The sequence below is a fragment of the Mesorhizobium sp. M7A.F.Ca.CA.003.01.2.1 genome (assembly GCF_003998945.1).
Lineage (GTDB): Bacteria > Pseudomonadota > Alphaproteobacteria > Rhizobiales > Rhizobiaceae > Mesorhizobium > Mesorhizobium ciceri.
In genome coordinates this window covers 1-1,583 of the sequence record NZ_RZRA01001124.1, presented here as the reverse complement: position 1 = coordinate 1,583, position 1,583 = coordinate 1, and the positions used below count along the sequence as shown (strand labels likewise).

Here is a 1,583-nt window from a genome sequence, read left to right as displayed (position 1 = left end):
GGTATTTGTCACAACCCTTCCTGCTTCCGTCGCGCAATGGGCAAACTCTTCCAAGGCATGCGAATTGGACGAGCGCCATATCATCAGCGAAAGGACGACGCCGGAATTGGTCGCTTCGATTATCGTCCATGAAGCCACCCACGCGCGGCTTATGCGATGTGGTATCGGCTACGAAGAGGCGCTGCGGGATCGCGTGGAGCAGGTCTGTCTGCGTCGAGAAATAGCCTTTGCGGCCAGATTGCCGACCGGAAAGGGCCGGAGCCAGCAAGCCGAAGCGACACTCGAGGCCATGCCGGACTTTTCCGACAAGGCGATGAGTGAGCGCTATCTCAGCGGTTTGCGGGATGCTCTGCTCTACCTCAACATGCCGACCCGGCTTGTCGACCTCACCGTATCATACCGCCGCTGGAAACACCGGCGCCGGTTCTCGCCGCAGCCTACGAACTGACCCGGCTTAGCTCACGCTCCCGATCAATTTCTCAAGCAGCCGAGAGAGCGTCTCCCGTTCGGCCGGTGTCAGGCCGGAAAGAATCTCATGCTCGTTGGCAACATGGGCGGCAATAGCCTCATCGATCAACGCGAGACCCTTTTCGGTCAGCCGCACGACAATGCCGCGCCGATCGTTGGGGTGCGGCCCGCGCAGGATCAATCCGGACGTTTCGAGCCGGTCGAGCCGGTTGGTCATGGCGCCTGACGTCACCATCGTCGCTTCATAGAGGGCGGTCGGCGTCAGGGCGTAGGGTGATCCAGAGCGGCGCAGCGTTGCCAGCACGTCGAATTCCCCGGACTGCAATCCATAACGGGCAAACAACGGCGCCAGGCGCTCGCGGGCGATCAGCGAGGCGGCCTCGTTCAGCCGCCCGAGCACACCCATCGGCGAGACGTCCAGATCGGGTCGTTCCCGCTTCCATTGCTCGATCGCCCGTGCTGCCCTGTCCAACTGTCTCACCATCATTTATCTTGACGTTAAGAATCTTTCCGTTATCTTACTGCAAGATGCAATGCCGGCCAAGAGCCGCGCTACAGGATTCGGTCAATGAAGCTTCTCTGGGATTCGGCGCTCGGCCTGCTGGTCGTCACCGGCGGCCTGCTCGGCCTGACGCTGCCGTTCGGCAAGCTCGCCACGGCTGCCGGCGTGCCGGCCATGGTCTGGGCCTTCGTCATCTCGCTCGGCGCCGGCGGGGTCTTGCTGTGCATGCTCTTGGCTCGCGGCAAGCGGGTCCGGCTCACCGCGCACAAATTGCGCTATTTCTTCGTCACCGCCGCGGTGTCCTATGCTGTCCCCAATCTCCTGATGTTCTCGGCCATCCCGCATCTGGGCGCCGGCTACACCGGCATCATGTTCACGCTGTCGCCGGTCATCACGCTGGTGTTCTCGATCCTGCTGCGTGTCCGGCGCCCCAACATGCTGGGCATTGCCGGCATCGCCGTCGGCTTCGTCGGCGCCGTCATGGTCGCGGTGACGCGCGGCGAGGCCGGCCAGCCGGCCGATTTGTTCTGGGTGGCGATGGGGTTGCTCATCCCGGTCAGCCTTGCCGCCGGCAACATCTATCGCACGGTCGACTGGCCGGACGGTACCGGCC

Annotated in this window: 3 protein-coding genes; 2 read left to right on the top strand and 1 reads right to left on the bottom strand. The window is 63.2% G+C overall.

Annotated elements, in window-relative coordinates; translation table 11 throughout:
* Positions 1-448: hypothetical protein (locus tag EN969_RS30405; RefSeq protein WP_206525272.1), on the top strand; the 448-nt coding region annotated here is incomplete at its 5' end.
* A 6-nt stretch (positions 449-454) separates the two neighbouring features.
* Here the strand turns inward: EN969_RS30405 and EN969_RS30400 are convergent.
* Positions 455-940 carry a MarR family transcriptional regulator gene (locus tag EN969_RS30400; protein ID WP_013529453.1) on the bottom strand — a complete coding sequence of 162 codons (486 nt, stop codon included), beginning with the start codon at positions 938-940 and terminating at the stop codon, positions 455-457.
* A 96-nt stretch (positions 941-1,036) separates the two neighbouring features.
* Between EN969_RS30400 and EN969_RS30395 the strand changes: the two genes are divergently transcribed.
* A partial coding sequence (locus tag EN969_RS30395) for a DMT family transporter (protein WP_164758635.1) occupies positions 1,037-1,583 on the top strand: 547 nt, incomplete at its 3' end.